This is a genomic window from Nocardia sp. NPDC020380 (assembly GCF_044386975.1).
Taxonomy (GTDB): Bacteria; Actinomycetota; Actinomycetes; order Mycobacteriales; family Mycobacteriaceae; genus Nocardia.
On the sequence record NZ_JBIRVQ010000010.1, the window covers coordinates 226202 to 240605 of the forward strand.

Genomic DNA, 14404 nt, shown 5'->3' on the forward strand with positions numbered 1-14404 from the left:
CGCCTGTACCCGATACGGTACCCGGAACCCGAACCGTCGTTCACTTCGAGGGGCAGAAAAGTGGTCCGAACTGCGCTGGTCCACGCTGACCACGCAGGACGGGTGCAAAGAACGCCGGTAAACCTAGCCGGCGGACGCAGCCGCGTCAGAGACCGACGGCCGACAAGGTACGACCCAGCAGACTGCGACCGCGGTCACGCGCGCGCTCGGCCAGCAGGAACTCCAGCTCACCCTCGAGGGACTTCTTCACCACGGCCTTCAACTCCTCGGCCGCCTCGTGCGGATCCGCCGCATCCCGCCACGGACTCGTGTCGATCGGCGTACCCAGCGCGTAGTAGAACCGCTCCGGCTTCGGCACCAAGGTCGGCCCCAGCCCGCGGATCAACGGCGGCGTCAGCGAGGCCCGCAGCCCCAGACCCGTGACCGCAGCCCGCAACGGCCGCATCACCGGATGATCCCCGTCGAAGATGATGTCGTAGATATCGTCGCCGCCCACCATGGCGATCGGCACGATCGGGGCGCCCGCCGCAATCGCCATGTGCGCGAAGCCCGTCCGGCCCTCCCACAGCAGCTTGTACTTCTGGCCCTTCCCGCGCATGGCCTCCCGCCCGCCGCCCGGGAACACCGCCACCGCCTCACCCTGCTCCAGCAGCGTGGTGCAATTGTGGCGATTGCCGCGCACGATTCCCCAGCGGTGCAAGACATCTCGCAACCCGGGCACATCGATGAGCACATTCTCGGCCAGCCCCCGGACCAGCCGATCGTGCTGCACCAGAATCTCGTGCGCCAGCAGCGGCGCATCCGTCCCCCCGGCCAGGGAATGATTGCCGACCAGCAGCACCGGACCCTGCTCCGGGAAGTTCTCCATGCCGTAGAACCGCGGACTGAACCACGCCCGCGACGGCGCGATCAGCAGATCGATGATCCGCCGATCCGTTTCGGTCAAATGAATATGCAGCGGCGCACCGTCAGTGAGCCCCTGCGATGTGTCTCTTCCATCCCGCGACACGACAAACCCTCCCTGCAAGACATGCGATCACGTCATCGTAACGAGGGTCACTCGGCACTGCCGAACTGAGGAGCGGTCATAGCAGACGCTGCCTGCCGAAAGTGACGAATTCGGCTTCCAGGTCCGCCCTGCCGGCGACCGTCATCCGCTCGTATTCGGGCTTACCACGGCCCTGCCACCGGTAAACAGGGTCGCCGGTACGCCACGCCTGCTCCTGCAGCTCCCGTTTCAATACCTTGTTCGAGCCCGTCACCGGGAGGTTCGCCGACACCCGCAGCAGGCGCGGGGCACCCTTGCTGCCGAGATCGTCCTGGGCACAAAGGAATTCGGCGAACTCGACAACATCCAGCACGGAGGGGTCGGCCACCTCGATGGCCGCCATGACCTGATCACCCGAACGCGGATCGGGGACGCCGTACACTGCGGCCGCGATCACCCGCGGATGCCGGCGCAGCACATGCTCGATCATGAGCGCCGACGTGTTCTCGCCGTCGACGCGAATCCAGTCGCCCTTGCGGCCCGCGAAGTAGAGGAACCCGGCGGTATCGATGTAGCCGAGATCACCGGTCCAATACCAGCCGTTGCGAATACGCTCGGCGTCGGCGACATCGTTCTTGTAGTAGCCCTCGAAAACGAGCGCTCCGGCCTTGTCGATCATCTCGCCGATGGCCTCGTCCGGATTGCGGACTCGACCGTACTCGTCCAATTCCGCACGGGCACAGTCGATCAACGTATCCGGATGCACCACCGCGACACCCGGATGCGCGGGCCGGCCGAGCGCGGCGGGCGGCGCCGCAGGGTCCAGGGCCACCAGCCCCGAACCCTCGCTGGATCCGTAGCCTTCGAACAACTCGGCGCCGAACCGACGACGGAACTCGGCCTGATCGGCCACCGACGCCTCGGTCCCGAAGCCGCGCGTCAACGAATTGCCGGCATCCTCCGGCGTCTCGGGCGTGGCCATCAGATAGCCCAGGGCCTTACCCACATAGGTGAAGAAGGTCGCGCCGAAATATCGGATGTCCGGAAGGAATTGGGAGGCAGAGAATTTCGGCGTCAGGCACACCGTCGCACCGACCGACAGTGCCGGCGCCCACAACGCCATGATGGCATTGCCGTGGAACAGCGGCATACAGCAGTAGTCGACATCCTCGCGGTGATGACCGAACTTGTCCCTGGCGGCATAGGCGATAACCGCCAGACGGCGCTGACTGCACTTCACCGCCTTCGACGAACCGGTGGTGCCGGACGTGAACAGCAGGAGCAGCAGCGATTCCGGACCCGCAGCCACGACAGGCTCGACGCGATGCGCTGCGATCCGGGCCGCATAACCGGGGTCGTCGACCAGCAGGAAACGATCCGGTTCGAGGCCCAGATCCAGCTCCTGCAATCGCGCCATGCCCGCCGCGTCGGTGACGATCAGCTGGCAGTCCACATAGCGAATATCGGCTTCCAGCTGGGCATTACCGCGCGTCGGATTGATGCCCGCAACGGTCGCGCCGGCCAGGGCCGCGCCACCCAGCCAGAAGACGAAATCGGGCACGTTCTCGAGCAGCACCCCGATATGGAACGGACCGTCCTGCCGCAGCGTCCGGGCCAGCTCGGCGCGCGCGGCGGATTCCCGCACCACCTCGTCCCAGGTCCAGTCCGTCTCGCGGGTACGCAGGCCGGGGCGCTGATCGCCGAGCCGGTCGAGCAGCATGGTCGCGATATCCGCGCGCCGCTCGCCGGTCGATAGGTCCGTCATGTCCGATTCGCCTTCCATATGCCGAGTCTCGACCAGGTCACTCACCCGAGTGCACAAGTTCGACGTATCTCAGCGTGACGAAGACCGAAGCGCTCGAAGTGGATTCGCCGGAATCGTCCGGCTGAGTGGGACTCGGGGTGAAAGAGTCACGCCGCCGAGTGAATCGGAAGATTCATCGGCGGCGTGCGACTCGGTATGCGTACTGGGCTCAGGACTCCGAAGGCTCGGACACTCCCGCGCCCGCATGCGCGAACTCGGAGAGCGGCCCCGCAAGAGCGCGCGGGACACGGGCCCGGACACGGGTGCCAGACTCCTCGTGCTCCTCGCTGAGGATGCGGCCGTCGGCGTGGATGCGCGAGAGCAGATCGCCGCGGCTGTAGGGCAGCAGCACGCTGACCTCGACATCCAGGCCCCCGAGGATCACACCCAGGCGGTCGCGCAGCGCTTCGATGCCCTGCCCGGTGCTGGCGGAGACGAAGGCCGCCTCGGGCAGCCAGCCGCGCAGCTGGGTCAGCTGCATCGGGTCGAGTGCGTCGATCTTGTTGACCACCAGCAGTTCCGGCGGGGCCTGCGTCTTGGTTTCGCGCAGCACGTCGGTGATGACCTCGCGGACCGCCTTGATCTGCTGATCCGGCAACGGGTCCGAACCATCAACCACATGCAGCAGCAGGTCGGCGCCGGTCACTTCCTCCAGCGTCGAGCGGAAGGCCTCGACCAGCTGGGTCGGCAGGTGGCGGACGAAACCGACGGTATCGGTGAAGACGACCTCGCGGCCGTCCTCCAGCGCGGACCGGCGGGTGGTCGGATCCAGGGTGGCGAACAGGGCGTCCTGCACCAGGATTCCGGCACCGGTCAGCGCGTTCATCAGGCTCGACTTACCCGCGTTCGTGTAGCCGACGATCGCGACCTGCGGCATACCGCTCTGCGTGCGGCGGGCGCGCTTGGTGTCGCGGGCCGTCTTCATCTCGCGAATCTCGCGGCGCAGCTTGGCCATTCGCTCACGGATGCGACGGCGGTCGGTCTCGATCTTCGTTTCACCGGGACCACGCAGACCCACACCGCCATTGCTGCCGGCGCGACCACCGGCCTGCCGGGACATGGACTCACCCCAGCCGCGCAGTCGCGGCAGCATGTATTCCATCTGCGCCAGCGACACCTGCGCCTTGCCCTCCCGCGAGGTGGCGTGCTGGGCGAAGATGTCCAGGATGAGCGCCGTCCGGTCGATGACCTTGACCTTGACGACCTTCTCCAGCGCGGTCAGCTGTGCGGGACTCAATTCACCGTCACAGATCACGGTGTCCGCGCCGGACTCGAGCACGACGGCCCGCAGCTCCTCGGCCTTACCGGAACCCAGATAAGTCGACTTGTCGGGCTTGTCACGCCGCTGCACCATCGCGTCCAGCACTTCCGAACCGGCCGTCTCGGCGAGTGCGGCCAGTTCGGCCATGCTCGCTTCGGCCTGTTCGGCGCTGCCCTCGGTCCAGACGCCGACCAGCACGACGCGCTCCAGGCGCAGCTGCCGGTACTCGACCTCGGTGACGTCGGTGAGTTCGGTGGACAGCCCGGCCACGCGGCGCAAGGCACTGCGCTCCTCGAGCTGCAGCTCACCGACCGTGGGCGCGGCGGACCACCCGTTCTGACCGCTGTCGGCCTCGTCGGTGATCTCCTCGTCGAACTCGTCGGCGGGGGTGAACTCGTACGTTTCTGATTTACTCATACGCCTCCATGGTCCCACGAACCAACGAGAACCCGCATTCGGTTATTTCGCGGCGAAACGCTCCCCCGCTCGATCGATCACTTCGTCGAGGACTTCGCGGGAGCGCAGCAGGTCGGCGATCGTGTCGTCGATGCGGTCGCGTTCGGCCCGCAACTCCGAGACCAGCTCGGGCGTGGCGCGCTCGTTCGCGCCGCCGTCGCTGTCCCGCATGCACGGGAGGATGCGGAAGATCTTCTTGCTGTTCAGGCCCGCCGCGAACAACTCCTGGATATGAATCACCCGATCCACGGCCAAGTCCGGATAGTCACGCTGACCGCCGGGTGTGCGGGTCGGCACCAGCAGGCCCTGCTCCTCGTAATACCGCAGGGAGCGTTCGCTCACACCGGTTCTCCGGGACAGTTCACCGATTCGCATGCCGCACTCCGGGATTCGACGCTTGCACCTCACATTGATGTCAGGTTTTACCTTACCGGCATGACGAACAATGAACCGATCTTCCAGGCCTTCCAGCTCGGTGAGCTGGAGCTTTCCCACCGACTGGTGATGGCGCCGCTGACCCGCAACCGCGCGGAAGCCGACGGGACACCATCGGATCTCATGGTCGAGTACTACACACAACGGGCCGGGGCGGGATTCATCATCGCCGAGGCCGCTACACCGAATCGGGTCGGGCAGACCTATCCGAACATTCCCGGGCTCTACAGCGAGTCGCAGGTCGCTGGATGGCGGCGGGTCACCGCTTCGGTACGCGCGGCGGGCGGGCGGATGTTCGTGCAGATCCAGCACGGCGGACGGGTCGGGCATCCGGACAACAGTGGACTGACTCCCGTTGCGCCGTCACCGATTCGGCTACCCGAAGACATTCACACGCCGAGCGGACGCCAGGAATCGGTGCTGCCGCGGGAACTCGACCGGGACGGGATCGAGTCCACCATTGCCGATTTCGTCAACGCCGCCCGCAATGCCAGGGCCGCGGGGTTCGAGGGCGTCGAGATTCACAGCGCGAACGGGCATCTGCTGCACCAGTTCCTGTCCAACAACACCAATCACCGCACGGATGAATACGGCGGCAGCATCGAGAACCGCATCCGCTTCACCCTGGAAGTGGTCGATGCCGTGGCCGCCGCCATCGGGCCCGAGCGCGTCGGCGTGCGGCTGTCCCCCGACGGCCGGGCCAACGGCATCGAAGAGGATGACACCGAGGCGCTGTATCCGGTGCTGGTCGCGGCCTTGGCCGAACGCGGGCTCGCCTATCTGCACCTGGTCTTCGCCGAGCCGGAAAGTGCGCTGTTCCAGCAGATCCGGGCACTGTGGCCAGGCGTGCTCATGGCCAATCCGCGGCTCGGCTGGGGTGTGCCGTTGCCGGAGGACGGCGGGAAGGCCGCCGCGGAAGCCCTGCTCGCGGCAGGTGCGGACCTGATCTCGCTCGGGCGGGCCTTCATCGCCAATCCCGATCTGGTGCGACGATTGCGGCTCGGGGCAGCGTTGAATCCGGTGCGCGACAGCCACTTCATGTACGTCGGCGGCCCGGAGGGATACACCGATTACCCGGCCCTCGACGACGAGCGGGCCGACGCGGCGTGATCAGCGCGAGGGGCGCATGCGCTCCAGCAGGGATTGCAGGCGGCGCTGCTCGGCGGGGCTGAGTTCGCCGATACGCGGTGCGAGTTCGCGATCCACCTGCGCGCGGGCGCGGTCGATGAGGGCGGCGCCCGCTTCGGTGACGAAGACGTCGACCGCGCGGCCGTCGTCGGGATTCGGGGCGCGTTGCAGGAGGCCGCGTTTCTCGGCGCGGCCGACCAGTCCGGTCATGGTCGATTTATCGAGGCCGAGGAAGTCGCGGGCGCGACCGCACCCATCCCCTCCGCCGCACTGCGCGCCGCGCGCCTCCAGATCGTCGGCAGCGGACAGGGTTCGGTCGGCACCCGCGAAATCCTCGGCGAACTCCCCGAACTGGCCGCCGAAATCACCAAGGGCACCTTCGAGATCGACGCCCGGCCGGTCCCCCTGTCACAGGTCGAACAGGCCTGGGCCGAAGCGCCGCGCACCGCACAGCGCCTCGTCATCACGCCCTAGTTCAGGCAGTAGGTACCGCTCGAGTGCTACGCAACCACGTTCGGCTCAGGCGTCCTGCCACCACTTGGCGGCGATGCGGCCGGTAGCCACGAGGACCGAGGGGCCGCGCAGAGTGGCCGCGCCGTTGTCGATGGCGACGGTGACCGTGCCGCCGGGGATGCGGACCTGGACGTGGCCGGTGTCGGTGGATAGGTCGAAGCCGTCGCGGGCCAGGGCGGCGGCCGCCGCAGCGACGGTTCCGGTTCCGCAGGAACGGGTTTCGCCGACGCCGCGTTCGTAGACGCGCATGTCCACGCCGCGTTCGCCGTCGGAGCCGACACCGAGGGCGGTGAGGATCTCGACATTCACGCCGTGCGGGAAGAAGGTGCGGTCGAAGCTGGGGGCGTGCTCCAGATTCAGGCCGACCAGCAGTTGCGGGGTCAGGTCCGGGTCGACGCAGGCCAGGTGCGGATTGCCGACATCGATACCGAGACCGGTGAATTCGTGACCGTCGAGGGTCGCGGCCGACGTCCCGAGAACGGTGACCTTGCCCATGGCGACGGTGACCTCACCGTGCACGGGATCGGCGTGATGCACGATCACCGGGCGGGCGCCGGCACGCGAACCGACCACGAATTCCGTGCGCTCCTCCAGCCCGTTCGCGACCAGGTAGTGGGCGAACACGCGCACGCCGTTGCCGCACATCTCGGCGATCGAGCCGTCGGCATTGCGGTAGTCCATGAACCAGTCCTCGGCGCTCACGTCCGCGGGCAGTCCGGCCAGGGCACCGTTCTCGACCAGCGCGCCCGCGCGGGCGACCCGCAGCACGCCGTCGGCGCCGATGCCGCGCTGCCGGTCACACAGGGCGGCGACACGGGATTCGCTCAGTGCCAGCCACGCATCCGGATCTGGCAGCACCACGAAATCGTTCTGGGTGCCGTGCCCCTTGCTGAATTCGATATCAGCCGCACCGTTCTCGCTCATAACCCTTCCCACCACTCCTGGACTCTCTCACCGCAACAACCGGCGTTGCCGCGAGATTTCGTATAGCGCCACCGCGGCCGCCGCCGGCGCGCCCAGCGTGCCGTCGGTCGGAACGCACACCAGCTCATCGCACACCTGCTGCCAGGGGGCGGCGAGCCGCTCGCTCTCGTCACCGAGGACCAGGACGGTGGCGTCGCCGAACCGGAGTTCGTCGACGGCGATACCGCCGTGATCGTCACTGCCGACGATACGGGTCGCGATCCCGCGGTCCCGCTGCCGGGCCCGGAACGCCGCCACCTGCGCGGGACCGGACGCACGCAGGACGGGGATCGCGAACAGCGCGCCGTCCGAGGCCCGCACACTCTGCGGGTCGTAATGGTCTGCGGCCGTACCGGTCACGATCACGCCACCCGCGCCGTACGCGACCGACGACCGGATGAGCGCACCCAGCCGCACCGCCGAGGCGGGCCGGTCGTAGACCACGACCGTGGGCGGATCCCACGGCGTGCCCGGCGCGAAATCCTCCAGCTCGGTCCGCTGCGATACCGCGACCGCGACCAGTTCGGGCACCGGGCCCGACGGTTCCGCGAGCCCGGCCATCACCTCCGGCACCAGACCGACGCTGGGCACCCCGCTGGTATCGAGCACCTGCCGGGCCCACTCCGACGGTTCCGGCGCGCCGAGCCGGTAGACGAGAGTCTCCAGCGGCCAACGACATTCGAGCGCCCGGGTGATGGCGCGCCTGCCGTGCACCAGGAATCGGCCGTCCCGCAAGCGTTTGGCCTTGTTGCTCAGGTATTCGTGCCAAACCTCGACGGCGGCACTGCGAGTATTCGCCCGGCGCGTCATCACAGCAAGGTAGCGCGCAGGCCCGACATCCCGGGCCGTGATCTGGCGTGTCCCTTGCCCATGGAGTGTCCGCAGTGCGCATGCGAGATGCCGCCCCGGGATCAATCGGGCAGGCGGGTACCGGTGAGGCGCTCGGATTCCGCCCAGAGGCGGCGCACCGTGTCCGGATTGCCGGTCCGGCGCGGCACGCGGGCGCGGCCGGTGGGGCCGACCAGGCCGAATCGTCCAGTAGGACCGTAGTATTCGCCGGATTTCGCGGCCGCGTCAGCCGCGGCGAAGAGCAGTGGTTCGGTGCCGGTGTCCACCTGCTGGCTGGGCAGGAAGGTCAGATTGGTCAGGAGCGAACGCCGCTGACCGTCGTGGCCGAGGCTCGCGCCGGCGGTCTGCAGGTTGGTGTGGGTGTAACCGGGGTGGGCGGCGGTGCTCGACAGGTTCCAGCCGCGCTCGCGCGCGATCCGGTCCAGCTCGCGAGCCAGCATCAGATCGGCCAGCTTGGACTGTGCGTAGGCGGGCATCGGGCGGTAGCGGCGTTTCCATTGGAGATCGTCGAAACGGATCCGGCCCTGCCAGACGACACCGCTGCTCATGGTGGCGATGCGCGGCTGCTCGGCGCGCAACAGGGTCGGGAGCAGCAGCATGGTCAGGGCGAACGGACCGAGGTAGTTGCTGCCGAACTGCAGCTCGAAGCCGTCGGCGGTGGTCTGGCGGGTGGGCGGGGTCATGACGCCGGCATTGTTGACCAGCACGTCGATGGGCTGCCCGGATGCGATCAGCTCGTCCGCGAAGCTCCGGACGGAGGCGAGGTCGGCGAGATCGACGCGGCGGATCTCGAGCTTCGCCTGCGGATGCTGCGCGAGGATTTCGGCCTTGGCCTGCTCGCCTTTCTCAGGAGTGCGCACGGCCATGATCACCTGCGCGCCGGCGGCGGCCAGGCGGGCGGTGGCTTCCTTGCCGGTACCGCTGTTGGCACCGGTGATGACGAAGGTTTTGCCGGTCTGATCAGGAACGTCGTACATATCGGAACCTCCAGGGAGATTAAAGACCAGTGGTCTGTTGATGCGTTCAACGCTAAGAGACCACCGGTCCTTTGTCAATAGACCGGTGGTCTGAAATACTGGCAGCATGGTCCAGTTCCAACGCGCCCGCAGCGAGGAGCAGCGCGAACAACGCCGGCAGGCGATCCTCACCACCGCCGCGGCCATGCTCGCCGAAATGCCCGTCGCCGACGTCGGACTCAACGAGCTGGCCCGGCGCGTCGGACTCGCCAAGTCGAATGTGCTGCGCTACTTCGAATCACTCGAAGCCGTACTGCTGGAACTCCTCGACCAGTCCTGCCGCGACTGGCTCGCGCAGCTCACTCCCCTGCTCGCCGAGATCGGCGGCGACCTGCGCACCCGGCGCGAGCGACTGGTCGGCTGCGTGGTCCGGACACTCATCGCCGACCCCGTGCTCTGCGATCTGTTCGGCGCGCAAGCCGCGGTGCTGGAACGGAACATCTCCCCCGAGGTCGCCGCCCGGTTCAAGCGCACCGCCTATGCCAACGCGGTCGAACTCGCGGCGACCGTCGAACGCGTCATTCCGGAACTGACCGGTGATCGAGCACTGAAATTCGTTGGGATGACACAGATGTCGGCCGGCGCCTTGTGGGGCCACAGCCATCCGTCCGCGGCCATGCTCGCCGCCTACGAGCAGTACTCCGACCTCGCCGCACTGCGACTCGATTTCGAAGCCACCCTCACGGACATGCTGAACACGGTGGCGAAAGGCCTACTCGCCGACGACTGAATGCGCGGCCTCGTCCACGATCGCCCGCGCCTGCACGACCAGGTCCGGATCGGCGCCGTTCACCCAGTGCACGCGGCTGTCCCGGCGGAACCAGGAACGCTGGCGGCGCACATACCGGCGGGTGCCGATGAAGGTGCGCTCCTGCGCTTCCGCGAGATCGTATTCACCGTCGATGAAGTCGAGGACCTGCGCATATCCGATGGCGCGCCGGGCGGTCTGGCCGTCGCGCAGACCCTGACCGAGGAGCGTGTGCACCTCGTCGAGCAGCCCGGATTCGAACATCTTCGCGGTACGCAATTCGATGCGGGCATCGAGTTCGGCCGTCTCGCGGTCCACACCGAGAATGGTCGTGCCCCAGCGGGGTTCACCGATCTGCGGGGCCGAGGCCGCGAACGGCCGGCCGGTCAGCTCGACCACCTCGAGCGCGCGGACCATGCGGCGGCCGTCGGTCGGCAGGATCGTGGCCGCGGCCACCGGATCCGCCTGCTTCAACGCCTCGTGGACGATGACGACGCCCTTCTCCTCCAGCACCGCTTCCCATTTGGCGCGGATGTCCGGATCGGTCGCCGGGAAATCCCAATCGTCCAGCAGCGCTTGCACATACATCATCGAACCGCCCACGATGACGGGCGTGCGCCCGCGCGCGAGGATCGCCTCGACATCCGCGCGGGCCGCCGTCTGATACGCGGCGACCGTCGCGGTCTCGGTGATATCCAGGACATCCAGCTGGTGATGCGGGATACCGCGGCGCTCGGCGACAGGCAGTTTGGCGGTGCCGATATCCATGCCTCGGTACAACTGCATCGCATCGATATTGACGATCTCGCCGTGCAGGCGTTCTGCCAGATCCAATGCCAGATCGGACTTTCCGGTGGCGGTCGGGCCCACCACCGCGACAGGCCGGATCACGCCGACCCGCCCGGGCGCCACACGCTCACCTGGTAGGCCACCCCGAACGGGGCAGCGGCGTACAAGGTTTCGACCTCGGGGTTTTCGGCGAACAGGCCCGCGAGCACCTGGAATACCGGCCGCCCGGCAACTGCGAGTTCGGCGCACAACTGCTGATCCAACGCGGCCAGCGCATCCCGATCCCCCGCGGCGAGCGCGCGATCGATCTCTGCCTGCACCTTTTCGGCGCGTTCGTCGAAGTAGCGGGGTGACTTGGTGGACAACGTCGCGGCGCCATCGCCGACGGCGAGCACACCGTACGGTTCCGGCGCGGCATCCAGCTCCGCCCGCAGCGCCCGGCCGAAGGCGACGCACTCCGCGGACGACAGATCCGCCGCAACCAAGCGAGCTTCGGCCACCACGGACGCTTCGCCAACTGCAGGAGCTCCAACGGAGACGCGCGATTCGGTGTCCACGCGCGATTCGGTGTCCAGGTGCGGTTCACGGCCCAGGCGGGTATCGGTGGCCGGACGGGACACTGCAACCGCGGCGGGTGCGACCTGCGCGCGCAACCAGCCCGCGATCAGCACCGGCAGCGGCAAGGCCGGATCTGTGTCCTCGTTTTCGGCCTGGCTGCCGCCGGTCAAACCGACACGCACGTCCGCGCCGTATCCCCGGAATGTGCCCACCGCATCCGATCCGATGACCCGCGTCGCCTCGTCCGCGCCGACCACGATCCAGCGCGTGGCCTGCCCGGCCAGTTCACGGGCGGCCCGCAGGACGGCCGTGCGCAACTCCGCCACCTCGGTATCCGCCGCGGCGCCGGCCGCGCCCCCGAGTTCGGGCACCAGCACGGGCGGCGAGGGGACCAGCGACGCAACACGGAACACGCCGTCAACCGTAGCGCTAACGCACCTCACCAGCCCCATCCGCCTGCGTCGCCGCGCCACCGAGGTGGGCTCAAAGACAGCATTTCGCATCTCAGCCTGGTTGAATGGGATGAGCTAGACGGATGAGCTAGGGCGTAACCAGGCAGCCGTGACGCGCGGCAGGGACGAGGAGCAATGACCGAGAACAACGGAACCGAGAAGGCTACCCACCCGGAGTCGACCCCGACGCCCCTGCCCGGCGCCGCTGCCGCACCCCTTCCAGGTCAGGGCGGGCGACCGTCCCCGGCGACTGCCGCCGGACCCCGTCCCGGAGCCGGTGGACGCAAACCGGAGTCCCCCAAACCACACGCCGTCAAGCCCACGCCCGGCCCGGCGACCCCCCATCCGCATCCGGTGGTCGTGCCGACCGTGAGCGACCCCAGCCAGTGGGGACGCGTCGACGAGGACGGCACCGCATGGGTCAAGACCGCCGACGGTGAACGCGTCATCGGGTCCTGGCAGGCCGGTGATGCGGCCGAAGGCCTGGCACACTTCGGCCGCCGCTTCGACGACCTGGCCACCGAGGTGGCGCTGCTGGAGGCCCGCCTGGCCGCCGGCACCGACGCCCGCAAGACCAAGACAGCGGCCCAGGCGCTTGCCGAAACGTTGCCCGAAGCCTCCGTCATCGGTGATATCGACGGGCTGACCGGCCGCCTGAAAGCCATCATCGAGCACTCCGACGAGGCGGCCGCGCACGCCAAGGAGGAGAAGGAACGCACCCGGCACGAGCAAACCGAGCGCAAAGAAGCCCTCGCCGCCGAGGCCGAGCAGATCGCCGCCGACTCCACCCAGTGGAAGGTCGCCGGCGACCGGCTGCGCGAGATCCTCGACGAGTGGAAGACCATCCGCGGCGTGGACCGCAAGGTCGACGACGCGCTGTGGCGGCGCTTCTCGAAGGCGCGGGAGGCGTTCAACCGCCGCCGCGGCGCCCACTTCGCCGAACTGGATCGCGAACGCGCCTCGGCCAAGACCCGCAAGGAAGAACTCTGCGTGCGCGCCGAGGAACTGTCGGATTCCACCGACTGGTCCGGCACCGCCGCCGTCTTCCGGGACCTGCTCGCCGAGTGGAAGGCCGCCGGCCGCGCCCCGCGCGAGGCCGACGAACAGCTGTGGCGCCGCTTCAAGACCGCGCAGGACATCTTCTTCGCGGCCCGGAACTCCGCCGCCAACGAACGCGACGCCGAATTCGAGCAGAATGCCGCCGCCAAGGAGGACCTGCTCGCGCACTTCGGCAATATCGATCCCGAAGCCGGCCTCGACACCGCCCGCGCCGCCCTGCGCGACCTGCAGGAGAAGTGGGACGCCATCGGCAAGGTGCCGCGCGAGCGCATGCACGATCTGGAATCGCGCCTGCGCACCATCGAGAAGAAGGTCCGCGAGGCCGTCGACGCCCAGTGGCGCCGCAGCGATCCCGAGGCCATGGCCCGCGCCGCCCAATTCCGGGAGCGGGTCGCACAGTTCGAGGAGCAGGCCGCCAAGGCACAGGCCGCCGGTAAGACCCGCGATGCGGAAAAGGCCCTGGAACAGGCCAAGCAGTGGCGGGAATGGGCCGACGCCGCCGAGGGCGCGGTCAGCCAGCGCTGAGCGAAGGTCCGGCGGTCGACGAGTTCCGTTGACCGCCGGACCTTTTCGTTTGTCGCTAATCTCGATGGCATGGCGCCGAACCGGGAACAACTCATCGCGCATCTGCTGGCGACCGGAATGGCCGGACGCGTCGCCACCTCGCGCGAGAACAACCTCGAGCATTATCGCCGGCTGGCCGAACGCGAACCGGATTTCCTGTTCGGTTTGAACCCCGGCCCGCAGTGGACCGAGGACGCGATCCTGGATCTCATGGTCCGCAAGGTCGGCGTCGATCCCCGCCTCAACTACCGGCGCGGCAAGGACACCATCGACCCGGAACGCACTGCGGCGGCACTGGATCGGTATGCGGCCCGATTCGACAAGGCGTTGCGCGAACAACAGCGGGTCCTGTTCGCCACCGGGCATCCGGCCCGCCTCGCACGCCTGTATCAACAGCTGGCCGCCGCGCTCAAAGTGGCCGGCGGCACCGTGGTCGAAGCGGGCGCGGGCCTGGGCTTCGACACCGATACCAATTGGGGCTGGCGCCATCTGGAGATCCGCTACGACCGCGGCGTGGCCATGGTGGTCGATATCGGCCGCCGCGCGCACACCCATTCAGCGCAGCCGATCCGTACGGTCCTCACCGAACTCGCCCAATCCGGTGAGCCCATGCCCGATCTGGTGGTCGCCGACCACGGCTGGTGCGGCGGCGCGGCCTACGCGGGCATCGACGCCATCGGCTTCGCGGACTGCAATGACCCGGCCCTCTTCGTCGGCGAGGAAGAAGGCACCGTCGCGGTGGCGGTCCCCCTCGACGACGGCATCGCCGCCGAGGAATACGACCTCCTCGGCGAATACATCCTGTCGCGCTGAAGGATTCG

Annotated in this window: 15 protein-coding genes; 5 read left to right on the forward strand and 10 right to left on the reverse strand. The window is 68.1% G+C overall.

The features are described 5' to 3' along the window. Nucleotides 1-145: 145 nt before the first annotated feature. From ACH438_RS28130 to ACH438_RS28145, 4 genes are all read right to left on the reverse strand, one after another. Complete coding sequence (locus ACH438_RS28130) at nucleotides 146-946, reverse strand: lysophospholipid acyltransferase family protein (RefSeq protein ID WP_397010451.1); 801 nt, start codon at nucleotides 944-946, stop codon at nucleotides 146-148. A 139-nt stretch (nucleotides 947-1085) separates the two neighbouring features. Continuing rightward, nucleotides 1086-2753 carry an AMP-binding protein gene (locus tag ACH438_RS28135; protein ID WP_397010453.1) on the reverse strand — a complete coding sequence of 556 codons (1668 nt, stop codon included), beginning with the start codon at nucleotides 2751-2753 and terminating at the stop codon, nucleotides 1086-1088. A gap of 208 nt (nucleotides 2754-2961) precedes the next feature. Then, nucleotides 2962-4470, reverse strand: a complete 1509-nt coding sequence (hflX, locus tag ACH438_RS28140; RefSeq protein ID WP_397010455.1) for a GTPase HflX — start codon at nucleotides 4468-4470, stop codon at nucleotides 2962-2964. A 42-nt stretch (nucleotides 4471-4512) separates the two neighbouring features. Next, the gene (locus ACH438_RS28145; protein WP_397010458.1) at nucleotides 4513-4884 is read right to left on the reverse strand and encodes a MerR family transcriptional regulator; all 372 of its coding nucleotides are present in this window, start codon (nucleotides 4882-4884) and stop codon (nucleotides 4513-4515) included. Nucleotides 4885-4944: 60 nt separating this feature from the next. On the opposite strand from ACH438_RS28145, the gene ACH438_RS28150 reads away from it, so the two are divergent. Continuing rightward, complete coding sequence (locus ACH438_RS28150; protein ID WP_397010460.1) at nucleotides 4945-6054, forward strand: alkene reductase; 1110 nt, start codon at nucleotides 4945-4947, stop codon at nucleotides 6052-6054. Here ACH438_RS28150 and ACH438_RS28155 read toward each other — a convergent pair whose 3' ends face one another. Beyond that, a complete protein-coding gene (locus ACH438_RS28155) occupies nucleotides 6055-6282 on the reverse strand; it encodes a MarR family winged helix-turn-helix transcriptional regulator (protein WP_397010462.1) in 228 nt (75 codons plus the stop codon). Between ACH438_RS28155 and ACH438_RS28160 the strand changes: the two genes are divergently transcribed. After that, on the forward strand, nucleotides 6238-6546 hold the full coding sequence (locus ACH438_RS28160) for a hypothetical protein (RefSeq protein ID WP_397010464.1): 309 nt from the start codon (nucleotides 6238-6240) through the stop codon (nucleotides 6544-6546). The genes ACH438_RS28155 and ACH438_RS28160 overlap by 45 nt on opposite strands. A gap of 45 nt (nucleotides 6547-6591) precedes the next feature. Here the strand turns inward: ACH438_RS28160 and dapF are convergent, their stop codons facing one another. From dapF to ACH438_RS28175, 3 genes are all read right to left on the reverse strand, one after another. Continuing rightward, the gene (gene dapF / locus ACH438_RS28165) at nucleotides 6592-7485 is read right to left on the reverse strand and encodes a diaminopimelate epimerase (protein ID WP_397010789.1); all 894 of its coding nucleotides are present in this window, start codon (nucleotides 7483-7485) and stop codon (nucleotides 6592-6594) included. 51 nt (nucleotides 7486-7536) lie between these two features. After that, nucleotides 7537-8358: a TrmH family RNA methyltransferase gene (locus tag ACH438_RS28170; RefSeq protein WP_397010466.1), complete on the reverse strand. Its 822-nt coding sequence runs from the start codon at nucleotides 8356-8358 to the stop codon at nucleotides 7537-7539. 101 nt (nucleotides 8359-8459) lie between these two features. Continuing rightward, nucleotides 8460-9374, reverse strand: coding sequence for an SDR family oxidoreductase (locus tag ACH438_RS28175; RefSeq protein WP_397010468.1), 915 nt, complete (start codon nucleotides 9372-9374; stop codon nucleotides 8460-8462). A 106-nt stretch (nucleotides 9375-9480) separates the two neighbouring features. On the opposite strand from ACH438_RS28175, the gene ACH438_RS28180 reads away from it, so the two are divergent. Beyond that, nucleotides 9481-10143 carry a TetR/AcrR family transcriptional regulator gene (locus ACH438_RS28180; RefSeq protein ID WP_397010470.1) on the forward strand — a complete coding sequence of 221 codons (663 nt, stop codon included), beginning with the start codon at nucleotides 9481-9483 and terminating at the stop codon, nucleotides 10141-10143. Here the strand turns inward: ACH438_RS28180 and miaA are convergent. Continuing rightward, nucleotides 10126-11073, reverse strand: a complete 948-nt coding sequence (gene miaA / locus ACH438_RS28185; RefSeq protein WP_397010472.1) for a tRNA (adenosine(37)-N6)-dimethylallyltransferase MiaA — start codon at nucleotides 11071-11073, stop codon at nucleotides 10126-10128. The genes ACH438_RS28180 and miaA overlap by 18 nt on opposite strands. Continuing rightward, a complete protein-coding gene (locus ACH438_RS28190) occupies nucleotides 11049-11921 on the reverse strand; it encodes a hypothetical protein (RefSeq protein ID WP_397010474.1) in 873 nt (290 codons plus the stop codon). Before ACH438_RS28190 ends, miaA begins: the two co-directional genes overlap by 25 nt. 174 nt (nucleotides 11922-12095) lie before the next feature. Between ACH438_RS28190 and ACH438_RS28195 the strand changes: the two genes are divergently transcribed. Both ACH438_RS28195 and ACH438_RS28200 read left to right on the forward strand, forming a co-directional pair. Continuing rightward, entirely contained in the window at nucleotides 12096-13544 is a 1449-nt protein-coding gene (locus tag ACH438_RS28195) for a DUF349 domain-containing protein (RefSeq protein WP_397010476.1), read from the forward strand. A gap of 69 nt (nucleotides 13545-13613) precedes the next feature. Then, on the forward strand, nucleotides 13614-14396 hold the full coding sequence (locus ACH438_RS28200; protein ID WP_397010478.1) for a phosphatase: 783 nt from the start codon (nucleotides 13614-13616) through the stop codon (nucleotides 14394-14396). The last annotated feature ends 8 nt before the right edge of the window (nucleotides 14397-14404 follow it).

Excerpts from the sequence above, each read along its gene's own strand:
- ACH438_RS28135 (WP_397010453.1), bottom strand. The coding sequence starts at position 2,753 with ATGACGGACCTATCGACCGGCGAGCGGCGCGCGGATATCGCGACCATG.
- hflX (WP_397010455.1), bottom strand. The coding sequence starts at position 4,470 with ATGAGTAAATCAGAAACGTACGAGTTCACCCCCGCCGACGAGTTCGAC.
- ACH438_RS28145 (WP_397010458.1), bottom strand. The coding sequence starts at position 4,884 with ATGCGAATCGGTGAACTGTCCCGGAGAACCGGTGTGAGCGAACGCTCC.
- ACH438_RS28150 (WP_397010460.1), top strand. The coding sequence starts at position 4,945 with ATGACGAACAATGAACCGATCTTCCAGGCCTTCCAGCTCGGTGAGCTG.
- ACH438_RS28155 (WP_397010462.1), bottom strand. The coding sequence starts at position 6,282 with ATGACCGGACTGGTCGGCCGCGCCGAGAAACGCGGCCTCCTGCAACGC.
- ACH438_RS28170 (WP_397010466.1), bottom strand. The coding sequence starts at position 8,358 with ATGACGCGCCGGGCGAATACTCGCAGTGCCGCCGTCGAGGTTTGGCAC.
- ACH438_RS28175 (WP_397010468.1), bottom strand. The coding sequence starts at position 9,374 with ATGTACGACGTTCCTGATCAGACCGGCAAAACCTTCGTCATCACCGGT.
- ACH438_RS28180 (WP_397010470.1), top strand. The coding sequence starts at position 9,481 with ATGGTCCAGTTCCAACGCGCCCGCAGCGAGGAGCAGCGCGAACAACGC.
- ACH438_RS28195 (WP_397010476.1), top strand. The coding sequence starts at position 12,096 with ATGACCGAGAACAACGGAACCGAGAAGGCTACCCACCCGGAGTCGACC.
- ACH438_RS28200 (WP_397010478.1), top strand. The coding sequence starts at position 13,614 with ATGGCGCCGAACCGGGAACAACTCATCGCGCATCTGCTGGCGACCGGA.